The sequence below is a fragment of the Pseudoalteromonas sp. A601 genome, assembly GCF_002165575.1.
GTDB lineage: Bacteria > Pseudomonadota > Gammaproteobacteria > Enterobacterales > Alteromonadaceae > Pseudoalteromonas.
This window is the reverse complement of the sequence record NZ_MXQF01000001.1, coordinates 146,327-163,839: the sequence shown is the minus strand read 5'-3', so window position 1 is coordinate 163,839 and position 17,513 is coordinate 146,327. Positions and strand designations below refer to the sequence as shown.

Sequence of the window (17,513 nt, the reverse complement as noted above, 5' to 3'; positions counted from 1 at the left end):
AAGAGCGAAGAGAAATATAATGACGCTTGAGAGAACAGATCGAGTCGAAATCCCCGTGCTGGCATTGCGCGATGTGGTGGTGTACCCGCACATGGTGATCCCGCTTTTTGTAGGCCGCGAAAAATCTATTAAATGCCTCGAAGCGGCAATGGATAAAGACAAACAAATTTTTCTTGTTGCGCAAAAAGACGCGACAGTCGATGAGCCAGAGCAAGACGATATTTACCGCGTAGGTACTATTGCAACTGTGCTGCAACTATTAAAACTTCCTGATGGCACTGTAAAAGTGTTAGTCGAAGGTATTCAACGCGCAAAACTTGAAAGCTTTGTTGATAACGATGATTTTTTTGTCGCAAATGCCGAGTTTATTAGTTCTGAAGAAATTGATGAGCAAGAGCAAGATATCTTTATCCGTAGCGCAGTTAGCCAGTTTGAAGGATATGTAAAGCTTAATAAAAAAATTCCACCTGAGGTACTCACCTCGGTCAGTGGTATTGATGAAGCACCGCGTTTAGCAGATACAATGGCAGCTCACATGCCATTAAAAGTACCTGAGAAACAAAAAGTACTTGAGATCGCAAACGTAACCGAACGTCTTGAATACTTAATGGCGTTAATGGAAGGCGAAATCGATTTACTGCAAGTTGAGAAAAAGATTCGTACCCGCGTTAAAAAGCAGATGGAAAAATCGCAGCGTGAGTATTACCTCAACGAGCAAATGAAAGCCATTCAAAAAGAATTAGGCGAGCTTGACGACGTACCTGACGAATTCGAAGCGCTGAAAAAGCGTATTGAAGAATCAGGCATGAGCAACGATGCACAAGAAAAAGCCAATTCAGAATTAGCTAAATTAAAAATGATGTCGCCCATGTCGGCTGAAGCCACCGTTGTACGCTCATACATAGATACGCTGATCAATGTACCGTGGAAAAAGCGCTCAAAAGTGAAGAAAGACTTAGCCGGTGCGCAAAAGATTTTAGATAGCGATCACCACGGCTTAGATAAAGTGAAAGAGCGCATTATTGAATATCTCGCGGTTCAACAACGTACTAATAAGCTTAAAGGCCCAATCTTATGTTTAGTCGGTCCTCCTGGTGTTGGTAAAACCTCACTAGGGCAATCGATTGCTCGCTCAACGGGTCGTAAGTATATTCGTATGGCACTAGGTGGCGTACGTGATGAAGCTGAAATCCGTGGTCATCGTCGTACTTACATTGGCTCTATGCCAGGTAAACTGATTCAAAACATGAGTAAAGTGGGCGTTAAAAACCCATTATTCTTATTAGATGAAATCGATAAAATGTCATCAGATATGCGTGGCGATCCTGCATCAGCATTACTTGAAGTACTTGATCCTGAGCAAAACAGTCACTTTGCGGATCATTACTTAGAAGTTGATTATGACTTATCTGATGTTATGTTTGTTGCAACATCGAACAGCTTTAATATTCCAGGTCCGTTATTAGACCGGATGGAAGTGATTCGTTTATCGGGTTACACCGAAGATGAAAAACTCAATATTGCTAAACAGCATTTAATTCCTAAGCAAGTTAAGCGTAATGGCTTAAAAGATGGCGAAGTGGTTATCGAAGACAGCGCAATTGTCGGTATTATTCGTTATTACACCCGCGAAGCCGGAGTACGTAACTTAGAGCGTGAAGTGTCTAAGTTATGCCGTAAAGCGGTGAAAAACATCTTGCTTGAGAAAGAAACAAAAGTAGTCACTATTAATGAGCAAAACCTAGAAGAGTTCTTAGGTGTGCAGCGTTTTGATTACGGCAAAGCTGAGGATGGTGATCGCATTGGTCAAGTGACCGGTCTAGCATGGACAGAGGTGGGCGGCGATTTATTAACAATCGAGTGCGCAGCTGTACCAGGTAAAGGCAAGTTAAGCTACACCGGCTCATTGGGCGATGTAATGCAAGAGTCGATTCAAGCAGCGATGACGGTAGTACGTAACCGTGCGGACACGTTCCGTATTAATAACGATTTTTACGAAAAACGTGATATTCACGTGCACGTGCCAGAAGGTGCTACGCCAAAAGATGGCCCAAGTGCAGGTGCGGCGATGGTAACGGGCTTAGTGTCTAGTTTAACAGGTAATCCTGTACGCGCAGATGTTGCCATGACAGGTGAAATTACGCTACGTGGAGAAGTACTGCCAATTGGTGGTTTAAAAGAAAAGCTATTAGCTGCGCATCGTGGTGGCATTAAAACCGTTATTATTCCAAAAATTAACGAGCGTGACTTAAAAGAGATCCCTGACAATGTATTAGCAGGCCTTGATATTCACCCAGTTACTTGGATTGATGAGGTTTTAGAACTGGCGTTAGTACACCCAGTTGAGAGTTTTTCAGTCGAAACGGCGAAAAAGCACTAAAAAACCGAAAAAAAGTGCTTTAAAGGGCTTTTCAAATCTAGATGGTATGATAAGTTAAGCACTGGTTTTCAAGCCTAGGCCTTATGTGGCCTAGGCTGAAGAAAAATTACAATCGTACGAGCATGAAATAGTTTGCTCTAAAATTTTCAAAATAGTGATGTTAGTTTAAAAAACAATCGCTCTTGATAATAACAATGAAAGAGGATGATATTGTGAATAAATCTCAATTAATCGATCAAATCGCAGCTGACGCTGACATTTCTAAAGCGGCTGCAGGTCGTGCACTAGATTCATTCATCGAGTCTGTATCGGGCGCTCTTAAAGACGGCGATTCAGTTGCACTAGTAGGTTTCGGTACTTTCTCAGTACGCGAGCGTGCAGCACGTTCAGGCCGTAACCCACAAACTGGCGAAACAATTCAAATCGCTGCTGCGACCATCCCTGCTTTCAAAGCTGGTAAAGCGCTTAAAGATGCATGTAATAGCTAATCACTGTTTTATGTGAATTAGTTTTGGCAGTGTAAGAAGCTCGTTGCTTTTTAGCACAAATAGCTATCTTTATCGCCAATTGCTTCAACAAAAAAAGCGTATCTGGTAAGATACGCTTTTTTTACATTAGCAAGGCGATTTCTGCCTCCGAATAGAATAGAGATAAATAAATGCTTGAGAAAATCAGAGAAGGTTCGCAAGGGCCGGTAGCCAAAGTTATTTTAGGCGCGGTGATTTTATCTTTTGCTTTAGCAGGGATCGGTGGTTACTTAGGTCAAACCACAGAGCAGCCTGTTGCTGAAGTAAATGGAGTTAAAATTAGCCAAACCGAATTTAACCGCGCATACCAAAATGAGCGTAACCGCTTAGAACAACAATTTGGTGAATACTTTGCACAAATTACTGCAGATCCAAATTACATGGCACAAATTCGCCAAGGTGTCGTTGACCGTCTAGTACAACAAGAACTGCAAACTCAACTAGCACACGAACTTGGTTTACGCGTAAGCGATGAAAGTGTTAAAAAAGCAATTTTAGAATTGCCATACTTCCAAATCGGTGGGCAATTTAATAACGACCGCTACTTACAAGTTATTCGTCAAATGAACTTCCAACCGGATGCATTTCGTGAATACTTACGTGAAGAAATGACTCGTAGCCAGCTAATTTCAGCAGTTGCAGGCACTGACTTTGCCCTTGATAACGAATTAACAAGCGCAGTGGCTTTACAGCAACAAACGCGTAGCATTGATTACGTGGTAGTAAATAAAGAGTCGTTACAAGAAGGGGTTGAAGTAACTGAGCAAGAAATTGCTGATTATTACGACCTAAACACGTCACAGTTTTTAGCGCCTGAACAAGTATCGGTAAGCTACATTGATTTAAATGCAGTTGACCTAGACTTACAGAGCAATGTAAGCGAAGAAGAAGTAAAAGCTTACTACGAGCAAAACAGTGCACAATACGTAGAGCCTGAGAAACGCCGTGTATCACATATCTTAATAGATAATAGCGAAGACGACGATGCTGCGAAAAGCAAAGCTGAAGACTTGTTAGCGCAATTGCAACAAGGTAGTGACTTTGCAGCATTAGCTGAATCATCATCAGATGATATCGTCAGTGCTGAAATGGGCGGTGATCTAGATTGGATTGAACGCGACATGATGGATCCAGCTTTTGAAGAAGCTGCATTTGCACTTAATGAAAAAGGTGACTTTTCTGACGTTGTTGAATCTGAGTTTGGTTATCACATCATTCAACTAACTGATGTTCAAAGCCAGCAAACAAAACCATACGATGATGTTAAAGCTGACTTACGTGCTGAACTAGAACGTACTGAAAAAGTGAATGCTTTTTATGAAAAGCAAACACAAATGAGCGAAGTTGCATTTGAAATGTCTGACAACTTAGTTGATGCAGCAGAGACTGTAGGCGTTGAAGTAACGACCACGCCACTTGTTGCTCGCAATGAATTACCAGCACCGCTTAATACGCCAGCTGTTGTCAGCGCAATCTTCTCACCAGATGTACTTGAAGATGGCATGAACTCAGAAGTTGTTGAAGTAGGTGACGAGCACGTTGTAATTGTACGTGTAAGCGAGCATAAGCCTGCGAGCACGAAACCACTTGCGGACGTATCTGAGCAAATTAAAACACGCCTAGTAAGTCAAAAAGCTTCTGAGCTGGCAAAAGAAAAAGCAACAACATTATTTGCTGAAATCTCAGCAGGTAAAAGCTTAACTGAACTTGCAACTGAGCAAGGCTTAGAGCTACGTCAAGAAGCATCATTAACGCGCCAAGCGTATGCGGTGTCTCCTGCAATCGTACAGCAAGTGTTTAAAATGGCTCACCCTACTGACACGCCAGTGGTTGATAAAGTAGAGCTGAGCAATGGTGACGCAGCAATCGTCGCACTTAAGTCTGTTACTAACGCATCAGTTGAAGGCGAGCTTGAAGCACAGCAAAAGCAAAACATCACAATGGCCCAAGTAAATAAAAACTACATGGTGTTCATCGATGCATTAAAAGCCAAAGCAGAGTTAAACTTACCAGCACAAGCAACACCTGCTGAGTAAGCTTAATTAAGCAAACTAAAAAGCGCCTAATGGCGCTTTTTTTGTGAGCGGGAGATAAAGGGTAAAGGTGCTAGGTAACTAGGTTCTAGGGGAGTGTAGCTTGTAGGCTTGAGTTTATCTCGCGCTGCTTTTATGTAACACGCGTAGGTTGGGTAGAGTGAAACGAAACCCAACCCAACGAAAAAACACCCTGTCAGTCTGCACCAATGCACTGCATTATCGAGTGTTTTATTTCTTAGGTGTATTCTGAATGTTGGCAAAGCCCATTAAGTGATTTATTCACAAAGAGATTAAGAGGCGCTGCGCTTATGAGAAAATATTAAAAACATCAATATAGAGATGCAAAATAGAGCCCATAGTGTTGTGAGGTGCCGTTGAGAACCTTAGTCAATTTTCATAACTCTAATTTAACAAGTGCATCTTGCTCACCTTGATATAAATACACTGGGACGATTTCATGCTTCCCATTGTTTTCTCTAAGCTGAAAGTAATTTTCAGTACATTCATAAGAATACGAGTTGTTTTCCCGGGGTATGATTTTTAGTTTATTCTCACCTTCATATTGAGAGTAAAGAGTACCTTCTTTGAACGAAATGGTTAAAATTTTCGAATCAGAAGAACGATAACTGCCAACTAAAGATGCTGCTATAACCTTTGCTTTTTGACTATTTACTGGCTTAGGGGATATATTTAGTTGTAGTGCTATCATGTCTAATAAAGCGGGGCCTGGGTGTTTTGTGTCTATGTTGGTTAACGCTGTAGCGGTTAAATCTTCATTTGGAAAATAGACATGCCAAGCAAAAAATCCGGGAACCTGACCTTGGTGGCTAAAGCTATCTAATCCACTTATTTTGTATATATCTAAGCCATATCCATAATCCACATGCGCATTATTATTTAATAATGCCTTGGAAGTCATTAGTTTATAGTTTTCTTTTGAAATTACATTCCCTGACTTTAATGCATTTTGCCAAAGGTGCATATCAGCAAGCGTAGAAGCAATAGCGCCCGCAGAATAGATCCAACTACGATCAACATTCCATCGTCTTTCAGTTGAATCTTCCGGGTTAATATATTTTTTAGGCTCTTTACGACTAGTAGTGTAGCCGTTTACTTTCCCAGCAGATGTTCCTTTAGTAATAACAAAAGTATTATCCATTTTCAGAGGTTTAAAAAATGTGTTTAACATGAACTGGTCATACGGAGTACCCGAAGAAACTTCAATGACTTTTCCCAGAAAGACATAACCCAAATTTGAATAACTATATTTTTTACCGGGTTCTGAGTTAAGAGGTTGTTTACTTATACTTTGTATAACTTGATCGATAGAAGCATATTTATCATAAATTTTACTTACTGAAGGGTCCCCTAAGTAATCTGGTAGACCAGAAGTATGGCTTAAAATTCTATCAATCGTTAAATACTTAAATTCAGGGTTAATATCAGGAATAAATTTCGCTAATGTATCTTGTAACGATAGTTTTTTTTCTTCCGATAGTTTCAAGATTGCTGCAGCAGTAAATGTTTTCGTGACAGAACCTATTTGAAATATATCATCTACATTGAGAGGCCTCTGTGTATTAATATTTGCCAAACCAACCGCACCACTATAAACATGCTTACCTGATTGTTCTAACCTAACAACCATGCCAGGATCTTCTGAAGAGTTATGGCATTGCATTAATTCAGTAAAGTTGTGTTGTTGTGCAATAGCTTTTATTCCATACAATCCTATACAAAGACAAAAAAATATATTTTTTCCCATAAACTATGTTCCCTTAATCATCCAGCAAAGCTGTAAATAAAAAATACGCATCGATTACGTTTGTAGTCAGTAATATTGCATATATCACTGGTGTTTGCAATTTAATAAAGAAAATCAATATTATTCAATGGTTTATTTTATGTTTTAATGAAGGCATATTTGCTCACAATTGCTAAGTGAGCGTAACAGCTTTATTAGAGAACATTTTCTATTAATAGTAGAAGGGAAAGTTCTTGCTAATTATAAGTATTATTAAAAGGGGAGGGTGTTTTTATACAAAACTATAAAGTACTATTTATCATGAACTTAGGTAGTGCGAGTTAAATCAACTAGCCACTCAATGTCTAATTTGTCGGGAGCAGTCCAGTTTCTAACCACTCGACGGAACACAAGTTAATAAGCACAAAAAGAGAAAAAAGAACGACCTAACCTCCGTCATTATTACTAGATTGTGGCTACGCTGATCAATCCCATCATATTAGAGAGTTTAATACTACCTTTCAGGTCACACCGGTAAAATACAAAAAGCTGCAGGCACAAGGCTACCTGCAGTTCAATAAACTTTGCAACGACAAAAAAAATAAAACTGGGTTAACTCATTACTGCTTATTCGCGCATCGTGCTACCAAGGTTTCGCTTAAAAATTGATTTACCTCAGTTTTCACTTTTTTGTTAAAACTGTAGTGACCCGAATTAAGTGCGATATGTTTAAATGGATGAGAGAAACGAGCTTCGTGTAAACCAGCTTCTATATATCCGGCCATTCTGTACGATGGCCAAATTTCATCGTGTTTGGCAGAGACCAGTAGCACTGGCCCATTGGTTTTTTCAACCGGGATACGGGCGGCTGCAATTGCTTCAGGAGTTGCCTCAGCCAATGCAGACTCAAAGGCAGGTGTAAACTCACCCGTTACATTCCCTTTTTGCATTTTCCATGACAATAGTGGTGCATCAATGTAGTCCAGGGCATTGCCACTGAGCGTCCAACTCGAGCGAGAAGACAAGGTCTTAACAGCATTCCAGCTTACGTGACTAGGCATGATAGACACAACATGGTTTATCTCATCAAAGTGCGCACCGAGTAACGATGCAAGCTCCGCTCCTTTAGAAAAGCCATATACCGCCACGCAGTTTTGGTTTATCTTTGGGTCTTCACTCAATGTTTTTATCCGTTTGGCTATGTCATCCAAAGATAGTTCAGCTGCACTGTTCGGTGTATTATTAGTACCATAATAACCAAGTGCCGCGATTGAGACACCAATATCATTAAAGCCATCTAAAAATGGTTGCCACTGAGGATTAGCGAGTGTATTGCCCCCTTCGCTGCCACCTAACACCACAACCAGTGGGTGAGTCTGACCGTCGTCGATAAACTGGCGCTTAACATCAGGAATAGTCGCGTTTGAACAGGCCGCAAGAAGCCCTACCAAAGAAAGTGGCATCATAGTTTTCATCATTTTCTTACCTTTTTTGAGTTAGCTGAGCCCTGTATTGCTCAGTTGTTGTTTGAGTAGTTTTGCACCGCCCCGGCTGGTCACAACTTGCAAATTGCTATCACGCAATTTGACAAGGTATCCCCCAGTAACCCAACGTTCAAACGCAGTTATCGCACTTTGGTTTACAATGGCATTACGGTGAACTCTTAAGAAATGTGTTGGCAATTGGAGCTGGATCTCCTCAAGAGAGCCATTAATGGGATACTGCTGCCCATTGCTAAACGCGATGGCTTGACCGTATTCCAACTTTATAAGTTCGATACTACTGACATCAACGAGTGATGTTTTCCCCGCCACCTTACTCGTTAAAGTAGCGACCGACCCTGTCGTTATAGCACGATTGATTCTCGATAGAGCTAACGCTAGGCGTTCAGTACTATAGGGTTTGAGCAGATAATCAACCGCGCCGAGCGTAAAGGCCTCAACCGCAAACTCACTGTAAGCCGTGGTAAAAATTACCTCACCTGAAAAGCCCACCCCTTGTAGTTCTTCGACCAAAGTGACACCACTGCATTCGGGCAAGTTAATATCGACAAACACAATATCTATCGCAAGTTCTTTATGTGAATCAAGAAATGCTAATGCCGTATTACAAGTTAGTATTAGATTGTGTTTGGTGATCTGGCCAAGTTGTTCAGTTAACTTATCAATGGCAGGTTGCTCATCTTCCACAATCGCAATGTTCAACATTCCTTTGTTCCTCGTGTCAGTGAAAAGCTGACAACTGCACCGCCAGTGTGCATGTCGTTACAAAGCCTAAACTCGGCATTTTCTTCCAACTTTAACCGTGAGCGCGTGATCGAAAGACCGAGTCCCACGTTTGACGAACCCACTATGTCCAGCTCCTTAAAGCCCATCCCGTTGTCACTAATTTTAAACTCTAACTGGTTCGCTAACTTTTTGATTAATACATCAATGTGAAGTGGCCTGCTGTTGCCATGTTTTACTGCATTTTCCAAAATCGGCTTTGCTCTATCTCACACCATTGATTTAGTGCGATAAGCTCATCAGCAACGGATACTTTGCTCGGTATTTTTCCGCTTGTCACTGAATGCGTTAATGAATACCTTAATACCGCAGCGAGATTATGAACCAAAGACTGTGCTGCTTCTGAGTGTTTTGGTACAAAGGCTGCGATTGTGTTGAGGCTATTGAACATAAAGTGCGGGTTTAACTGACTGTGTAATAACTTAATTTCAGCAAGCTGGCGAAGCTGTTTTTCTTGTTTTAGTAACTTTTGGGAAAGGTAGAACTTAATCACCACAAAAATACCGCTAGACCAAGGCAGTGCGATGGTTAGCGCCTCAAACAGTGAAAATGCATGGGTATTTAACATTTCACTTCTAAGTGCACCCCAACATAAGCAGCCCATTACCATCAACCCGTAAAAACCAATATATTGCAGCGGCCAATTGCCTATTTTGAAACGGATGATAAGTAGGTAACTTATCATCATAGGTAGCCAGTAGAGCAGCACAACAGCCAAAATGGAAGAGAGCGCGATATTCGCCGACAACAGCATGCCCCGCTGCACCCAGTCAGTAAGGCTGATAGCAAAGCTTATGGCGGCAACGATAGCTAAAATTGCGAATTGTTCATTTCGCTGCAATGTGAGATTGGCCATGATCAGTACAAGTAGTTAATGAATATGTTCATGGTACGCATTTAGCATCGAAAAGCACCCTGAATATTGCTGAATGGTCGCTTTTCAATGCTCAGTGGTTATTTGCTTTAGTCGCACTGTTACATCCAAGTAAGCGCTAAAAAAAGAAGTCACTCACTTTAAATTGTAAACACAGCAGCCTGATTGACTGGAGCCTTCTAATGGGTGGCCCCACGTTCTCTTCAAGGTTAATGGTGCTAGGTATCTAGGGGAGTTGGTTTGGAGGCTCGAGTTTACCTCGCGCTGCTTTTATGTCACACGCGTAGGTTGGGTAGAGTGAAACGAAACCCAACGAAAAAATATCCTGTCAGTCTGCACTAATGCACTGCATTATCGAGTGTTTTATTTCTTAGGTGTATTCTGAATTTTGGCAAAGCCCTTTTAGTGATTTATTCACAAAGAGATTAAGAGGCGCTGCGTTTATTAGAAAACAGAAAAAATATCAATATTAGAGGTGGAAATTAAACCGTAAAGTTAGCGTGATGCGGTCATTCGAAAAGGAGGTGGCAAAAGCAAGACGTGATCCCACATCCCTGACGTATCTTCACTTTATAAATTAAAACTGCTCTCCATGTGATTCATAAAATATGGATTTTTAAATCAAAATTTGATATATACTGATTTATAATTATCAAAGGTTTAAATCACATGTATCATTGGCAACAAAAAAATTGGCCTAAATTTGAATATGATGTGACACGCTTTGAGGCAAGTGTCAGCGAGTATTCAAATAAAGCCTACAGCATTGAAGGGGCATTATCGCAAATACCGTCGAATGACCATAACGATGCATTTGTCCACTTACTGGTGGAAGAAGCATTAAGCACCAGTGCCATTGAAGGTGAAAAACTTAACCGTGAAGAGGTGCGCTCATCGGTTGCTCGTTTCCTAGGGTTAAAAGAGCCAGAGCGTGGTGGTTACTTCCCTAAAGAAAAAGGCATTGCGGCGATGCTTGTTGATGTGCGTAAAAGCATTAAAAGCGCTATGTCTAAAACCTTACTTTGTCATTGGCACACACTGCTATTACACGGTAGTGAAGATTATTATGTAAAGCCTATTACTAAAGGCGATTATCGAGACTCGCCCATTGATATAATAAGAGAAGACTTATACGGCGACAGTGAAATCATCTACAAAGCACCAGGTAATAACCGCATTGAGGTTGAACATGAAATGGATGCTTTCATACAGTGGTATAACAGCGCCAATTGTTCAAGTCCTATAAAAGCAGCAGTTGCTCATTTATGGTTTGTCGCTATTCATCCGTTTCAAGATGGTAATGGCCGTGTTGGTAGAGCCATAGCCGAGCATGCGTTATTTCAAGACTTTTCGAGACCTCCGCTTTTTAGTATGTCGAGCATGATTAATACTAATCGAATGGATTATTATCAAAAGCTTAGAGATACTAATTATGGTTTACAAATTAATGAGTGGATAGCGTGGTTTGTTGAGCTAGTTAGAACTTCTCAAGACAAGTCGCTTGAGTCTGTTGAATTTGTTTTGCAAAAATCAAAATTTTGGGCAGAATATGAAGAGGTCAAACTCAACCAACGCCAAGAGAAGGTGATGAAAAAAATCTTCACCGTAGGCTCTGACGGCTTTGTGCGTGATGGTTTAACTAATGAAAAATATCGAGCTATTACCGGGGCGCCACCAGCAACCGCAACGAGGGATTTAAAGTCATTAGTTGATAATGGCTTACTTTACCCGTCAGGTGAAGGTAAACGTGGTTTACGTTACTTTGTGAACTTCCCGCAAGAGAAAAACCTATTTGCTGACAAAGAAGAGGTTTCTCTAGTTAATGATGTTAGCCTAATTAAGATCTTGAAGAAAATCGAACGTAATATTGAATATTTTCGTGGTGAAAAAAATTCAGGTTTAACAAAGCTTATTGATGAATATAAGGCTCTATCATTAGATGATAAAGTAGCGGAGCAAAAGTTAGAAAAGCTTTTAGGACGAAACAGATAAATATGTTTTAAATCGGCTATTCATTGCCTGATTTGATTCAACTCTAGAAATCAAATCTGGCAGTTCAAGTTAGGACTTATTCAAACTAGCTTGTCATTTTTAATTGCAAACGGCGCAATAAAACAGCCAAGCTGTTTTACCGATTAATCAGGAGTTAGCCCATAAAATTTTTATACGAAATTCACCTAATATAGCCGACGACCTAAAACGTTTTGTCCAAAAACGAGTTTACCCGACCGCCAGTTTTTCGCTCTAGAGCATCGCTCAGATCTCACACTAAATGTTGAGTTTCGTTGCTCTCAACCACAACCTACGGTGATAAGTTTAACGCCGAGCTGCTCTGGCTTTTCCTAGAACCTTTCACCTAGCACCTAGAACCTTTATCTTTAACAACTCAACAATTTCTGGGTTACGTTAGATTGTGGATCTTGGAAAATATCCTCGGTTTTGCCGTATTCGACTATTTCACCGTGATCGAGTACCACTAGCTGGTCGCTGATGTGGCGTACTAGGCTTAGGTGATGGGTGATCAAGATATAACTTAAGCCGGTGTCTTGTTGTAGCTTTAGTAATAAGTTGACTGTTTGCGCCCGTACTGATGGGTCTAGTGATGATAGCGCTTCGTCGAGTACCACTACTTTTGGATCAAGAATTAATGCACGGGCGAGGGCAATACGTTGTAATTGACCGCCGCTGAACATGTGTGGGTAATAATGTTGATGGTCGTTAAGCAAACCAACTTTAGATAAGGTTGTGGTTATTTTTTCGCCGCGGGTTTGTTTATCTAATGAGGTATTATATTGCAGGCAGTCGTCGAGCATGTCGCCAATAGTCAGTCCTGGGTTTAGCGAGGCTTCTGAGTCTTGAAAAATCATTCGAATATGACGGCATTGCTGATTGCGAATGCCATTGTTTTCGATAATGTTGCCATCGAGTAGAATTTGCCCGCTATCTGCATGATCGGCACCGGCAAGCAGTTTTGCTAGGGTACTTTTTCCAGAGCCCGTTTCGCCGATAATAGCCAGAGTTTCTCCTTGTTCTAAGCAAAACGAAATGTTTTTTAATACTGCAAAGCGTTTACGTGAAAAGATCCCAGCACGAAGGTTAAAGCTTTTTGATAAGGCTTGTACTTTCAATAGAGGTTGCATTATTTCATTGCCTTAATTAAAGGGAAATGACACGCATAACTGTGACCATGCTGTTTAGTTAACTTTGGGGTGACCACGCAAGCTCTTTGTGCTTGTGGGCAGCGAGGGCCAAGACGACACCCTATTGGTAAATGCTGCAACGTTGGGATCGTCCCTTTGAGAGCGTAAAAAGGTTCTTTATGAGCAAGCCCTTGCTCATAATCGGGTAAGCTTTTTAATAGTGCTTGAGTGTACGGGTGACGTGGCTGGCTAAATATTTTAGCTGTAGGGCCAGCTTCTACCATTTGCCCGCAATATAATACGTGCATGCCATGGGACCAATTAATAATTTCTTCTAGTTCGTGAGAGATCATTAATATCGACATGTTTTTTAGCTGGTTTAAGCTTTTAAGTAATCTGAATACCTGGGCGCGGGTGGTGCTTTCTAGAGCTGTGGTGGGCTCATCGGCAATTAATAGCTTTGGTGTACGGGCAATGGCCATGGCAATCATTACTTTTTGGCACACGCCTTCTGAGAGTTCATGAGGGTAGCTGGTTAAGACCTTTTCATGATCTTTAATTCCCACCTTATGGATCAGTGCTTTTACCCGATCTTTGCGTTGGCGGTTACGTTTTAAGAAAAAACCTTTTTCTTGAATTTCGGGAAGTGTCTCGGCTATTTGATCAAAAATTTTTGCTGTTGGGTCTAGGCAGCGGCTAGGATCTTGGTAAATCATGGCGATATCTTGGCCTACAATTTTACGGCGTTGCTCGTTTGATAAACGCATAAGGTCAACACCGCGCCAGTGCATGCGGTCGGCTGTGATATGCCAGCGTTTATTTAATACCCCAACAATGGCTTTAGCGATGAGACTTTTGCCTGAGCCTGATTCACCCACCAGCGCATGCACTTCACCTTCTTTTAAACTCAAGCTTACTCTATCTACTGCACGTATCACTGTATCGGGTGTTTGCAGCTCTATAGTTAAATTTCGTATGTCGAGTAATTGCATTTAATCTGCCTTACGTGCTTTTAACACTTGGCGAAGACCATCGCCAACTAAATTAGTTGATAACACGGCTAAAAAGAGTAACACCCCAGGTAATCCTACTGTCCACGGTGCTAAGTATATCAAGCCTAAGTTCTCTGCCAAAATAGCGCCCCATTCTGTGGTTGGAGGCTGCGCACCGAGTTTTAAAAAGCCAAGGGCTGATATATCTAATATAGCGGTTGAAAGCGCCATGGTAAAAATAACCACAATATGTTCATAAATATTAGGAAAAATTCCACGAGAGAGGATATGCCAATTAGAGGCACCATCAAGCTTAAAAGCGGTAATGTAATCTTTACCCAGCTCGGTCACAATTAAATTGCGCACCGAGTGAATAAATTGCGGCAGTAGCGCTAAAATAATCGCCCACACTGTATTCATTAGGCCGGGGCCTAAAATTGCGATTATTATAATTGCTAGCAGCAATGAAGGAATTGATAAAGTGATATCGAGTAAGTGATTCAAAAAGCTTGAACGTAAGCCGCGACTAATACCGGCAAAAGTACCGACTAACACGCCAATCACAGTGGTAATAAGTGCAGCAATAACAGACAAACCAAATGTGTAGGTTGCACCATTCATTAACCGTGATAACACATCACGTCCAAGATCATCTGTTCCGAGTAAAAATCGCACATCGCCCATTTCATGCCATGAGGGAGGAATAAGAAGAGCATCGCTATGCTGCTGATTCACACCATAGGGGGCAATAAAAGGCGCAGCTGCAGCTAATATCGCAAATGCAATAAACACCCACAGCCCGACTAAAGCTGGGTGATTTGATTTAAACTTGCGCCAAAACCGCGCCAGAGGCGCTTTGTTTGATTCTTCAGAAAATAAATTAAACTTTGCCATGTGCTTGGTTCCGAGAAAGCGGATCGAACAGGGTGTAGGTCAGTTCAGCAATAATAGTGGCTAAAATAACAAACATAGAGACCGCTAATAAACCACCTTGTATAGCAGGATAATCACGTTGATAAATACTATCAATGAGCCAGCGACCTATGCCCGGCCATGAAAAAATAACTTCGGTGATCATAGCAAGAGTGATCAAAGTACTAAACTGTAAGCCGATTTGTTTGATCACGGGTAATAAAGCATTGCGCAGTGCATGGTGCACAATTAATTGTGCGCGGTTAAGGCCTTTGGCTCGCGCCGTTTTAATAAAGTTTTGATCAAGCACATGGAGCATGGATTCACGGGTAAAGCGAATTAATACCGTGGTAGGATACATTGCCAGTACGATGGTTGGCAGAGTCAGATGATGCAGGGCATCGAACATCGCCATACCCGAATAAGGAAACTCAGCGAGTGCAATATCAATTAAAATAAATCCCGTTTGCGGGGGGATTTCATAAAGTAACCCCATACGGCCCGACATAGGAAACCAACCTAATTGCAGTGAGAACACCATGATTAATAATAACGCAAGCCAAAAAACAGGTATTGAGTAGCCTGCTAATGTGACTGAGTTGATGAGTTTATCAGGCAGTTTTTTATGATAAGCCGCGGCTAAAATACCCGCAGGCACACCAATGACTACTGAAATAATGAGCGCGTATAAGCTTAATTCGAGTGTTGCAGGGAATAAATCAATAATATGGTTAAATACGTTATCACCTGAGGCAAAAGATAGGCCCCAATCACCCAAAAAAATGCGTTCTAAAAATGCAAAATATTGAGTAATGTAATTATCATTAAAGTGATATTTTTCTTGTAGTTCGCTAGTTTGCGAAAAGCTGGTATTGGTAATGCCGCTTAAATTACTGAGCGCATCACCGGGAAACAAATAACTTAATGAAAACGTAAAAATACTCAAGGTGAGCATCATAAATAGTAACAAGCCTAGGCGGCGTAAAAAATAATCTAACACCATTATTTTTTCCTCGCATTAGCCAGTGATATTGCGCCAAATGGGCCAAGCGGGATACCTTCTACATCACTGCTACTGGCTTGAAAGCGCATGCCATGTGCCAATGGTAATAAGGGCAGCTCTTTTATCAACATAGCTTGTGCTTGTTGATAATAGCGTTTCCTCATTTCTAAATCTGTGCTATCAAGTGCTTGAGTGAGTAATAAGTCAAATGCTGGGTTGCACCAGTTAGCTGGGTTTTTACCGCTAAATGTGGCTGAACAACTTAATAATGGGCTAAAAAAGTTATCAGGATCAGGTGTATCGGCCGCCCAGCCTAGTAGTACGCTATCGTGGCGGTGCTCCCCAATACGTTGGATAAAGGTATTCCACTCATATTCAACAATACTGACATTGACTCCGATTTTACGTAAGTCACTTTGCATCAACTCAGCCATTTTTCGGGCGTTGGGGTTATAGATACGACTGACAGGCATAGCCCAAATTGTCATATCAAAGCCATTTTCTAAACCAGCTTCGTTAAGCAATTTTTTGGCAAGTTCGGGGTCAAACGCAGGCATGTTACCTTGAGATTGATAAGCCCAAGAGGTAGGCGGCAAAATTGATTGTGCACGGATACCATTACCGTAAAACACCGCTTGCATTATTTTTTCAATATCGATGGCGTGAGCGAGTGCTTGGCGGACTTTGATGTCGTTAAATGGGGGGCGTTCAGTATTAAACGCCCAATAACCTACATTAAGATTAGTCTCTTTTTGCACGTTTATATCGGCGCGGTTCGCTAAAATACTTAACTGTGCACTGCTTGGGTGTGCAGTAACATCACATTCTTTGGTGAGCATTTTGGCTATACGTGTGGTGCCATTAGGAGTGATATCGTAAACCAATTGTTCAAGGTCGACTTTGTGTTTCCAGTAGGCGTTATTGCGATAATAACGAACTAAATGATCACGACGGTATTCTTTATAAACATACGGGCCAGTGCCAATTGGGTATTGATCAAATAAATCGAGTTGTTCTTGGGCTTTTAATTGCATTGCGTATTCGCGGGATAATACTACTGCAAAATCTGTTGCCATATTGGCTAAAAAACTGCTCTCAGCATTAAATAACTCAAATCGAACTTGGTAGTCCGATACACGTATTATACGGCGAATAAGTTGATCAATCCCCACACTTTGAAAATAAGGATAATTTGCATCACCAACAAAATGATAAGGGTTGTATACATCAAATAAACGACTGAAGGTAAAAATAACGTCGTCGGCATTAAAATCACGAGTAGGTGTAAAATAGTTGGTGCTATGAAATTTAACCCCTTTACGCAGGGTAAAGGTGACGGCTTTTCCGTCAGGGCTGATTTTCCAATCGGTTGCCAGCTCGCTTTGAAACTCTGCCGTTATAGGGTCAATACTGATCAAACGGTCATAAAGCTGATTAGCAATGATATCGATTGTTGAACCTGTGGTCGTTACTTGTGGATTAAACGACACAGGGTTCGCCTCAGCACAATAAACTAAGCCTTGGTTTTTTTCTTCTAGGGTTGGTTCTTTCGTATCTAAGCAGCCTGTTAAGCTCAGCGAAAATAGCCCAAGTAATAATTTATACACCGGTTCAACCTCT

At 41.2% G+C, this 17,513-nt stretch carries 14 protein-coding genes; 4 read left to right on the top strand and 10 right to left on the bottom strand.

What is annotated here, in order from left to right:
- The first annotated feature begins 19 nt into the window (after positions 1-19).
- The 3 genes from lon (at position 20) to ppiD (ending at position 4,943) form a co-directional block, all read left to right on the top strand.
- Positions 20-2,380, top strand: coding sequence for an endopeptidase La (lon, locus tag B5G52_RS00750; protein ID WP_087530791.1), 2,361 nt, complete (start codon positions 20-22; stop codon positions 2,378-2,380).
- Between the two features lie 185 nt (positions 2,381-2,565).
- Positions 2,566-2,868 (top strand): HU family DNA-binding protein, encoded by a 303-nt coding sequence (locus B5G52_RS00745; protein ID WP_290209683.1) that lies wholly within the window; start codon positions 2,566-2,568, stop codon positions 2,866-2,868.
- Positions 2,869-3,038: 170 nt separating this feature from the next.
- On the top strand, positions 3,039-4,943 hold the full coding sequence (gene ppiD, locus B5G52_RS00740; RefSeq protein WP_087530790.1) for a peptidylprolyl isomerase: 1,905 nt from the start codon (positions 3,039-3,041) through the stop codon (positions 4,941-4,943).
- Between the two features lie 394 nt (positions 4,944-5,337).
- Here the strand turns inward: ppiD and B5G52_RS00735 are convergent, their stop codons facing one another.
- From B5G52_RS00735 to B5G52_RS00720, 5 genes are all read right to left on the bottom strand, one after another.
- Entirely contained in the window at positions 5,338-6,708 is a 1,371-nt protein-coding gene (locus B5G52_RS00735) for a serine hydrolase (protein ID WP_087530789.1), read from the bottom strand.
- Between the two features lie 599 nt (positions 6,709-7,307).
- The gene (locus B5G52_RS00730; protein WP_087530788.1) at positions 7,308-8,165 is read right to left on the bottom strand and encodes an acyl-CoA thioester hydrolase/BAAT C-terminal domain-containing protein; all 858 of its coding nucleotides are present in this window, start codon (positions 8,163-8,165) and stop codon (positions 7,308-7,310) included.
- Positions 8,166-8,183: 18 nt separating this feature from the next.
- Entirely contained in the window at positions 8,184-8,894 is a 711-nt protein-coding gene (locus tag B5G52_RS00725; protein WP_087530787.1) for a LytTR family DNA-binding domain-containing protein, read from the bottom strand.
- Entirely contained in the window at positions 8,888-9,163 is a 276-nt protein-coding gene (locus tag B5G52_RS22490; protein WP_369679909.1) for an ATP-binding protein, read from the bottom strand. Before B5G52_RS22490 ends, B5G52_RS00725 begins: the two co-directional genes overlap by 7 nt.
- Positions 9,148-9,828 carry a histidine kinase gene (locus B5G52_RS00720; RefSeq protein WP_254911126.1) on the bottom strand — a complete coding sequence of 227 codons (681 nt, stop codon included), beginning with the start codon at positions 9,826-9,828 and terminating at the stop codon, positions 9,148-9,150. Before B5G52_RS00720 ends, B5G52_RS22490 begins: the two co-directional genes overlap by 16 nt.
- Before the next feature lie 687 nt (positions 9,829-10,515).
- Here B5G52_RS00720 and B5G52_RS00715 point away from each other — a divergent pair.
- Positions 10,516-11,838: a Fic family protein gene (locus B5G52_RS00715; RefSeq protein WP_087530786.1), complete on the top strand. Its 1,323-nt coding sequence runs from the start codon at positions 10,516-10,518 to the stop codon at positions 11,836-11,838.
- A gap of 386 nt (positions 11,839-12,224) precedes the next feature.
- Here the strand turns inward: B5G52_RS00715 and B5G52_RS00710 are convergent, their stop codons facing one another.
- From B5G52_RS00710 to B5G52_RS00690, 5 genes are read right to left on the bottom strand one after another with little or no spacing between them, the layout of a single operon-like run.
- Positions 12,225-12,986, bottom strand: a complete 762-nt coding sequence (locus B5G52_RS00710; RefSeq protein WP_087530785.1) for an ATP-binding cassette domain-containing protein — start codon at positions 12,984-12,986, stop codon at positions 12,225-12,227.
- Positions 12,986-13,978, bottom strand: a complete 993-nt coding sequence (locus tag B5G52_RS00705) for an oligopeptide/dipeptide ABC transporter ATP-binding protein (RefSeq protein WP_087530784.1) — start codon at positions 13,976-13,978, stop codon at positions 12,986-12,988. The genes B5G52_RS00710 and B5G52_RS00705 overlap by 1 nt, the downstream gene beginning before the upstream one ends.
- On the bottom strand, positions 13,979-14,872 hold the full coding sequence (locus B5G52_RS00700) for an ABC transporter permease subunit (RefSeq protein ID WP_087530783.1): 894 nt from the start codon (positions 14,870-14,872) through the stop codon (positions 13,979-13,981).
- Positions 14,859-15,893: an ABC transporter permease subunit gene (locus B5G52_RS00695; RefSeq protein WP_087530782.1), complete on the bottom strand. Its 1,035-nt coding sequence runs from the start codon at positions 15,891-15,893 to the stop codon at positions 14,859-14,861. Before B5G52_RS00695 ends, B5G52_RS00700 begins: the two co-directional genes overlap by 14 nt.
- A complete protein-coding gene (locus B5G52_RS00690) occupies positions 15,893-17,500 on the bottom strand; it encodes an ABC transporter substrate-binding protein (RefSeq protein WP_087530781.1) in 1,608 nt (535 codons plus the stop codon). The genes B5G52_RS00695 and B5G52_RS00690 overlap by 1 nt, the downstream gene beginning before the upstream one ends.
- Positions 17,501-17,513: the final 13 nt, after the last annotated feature.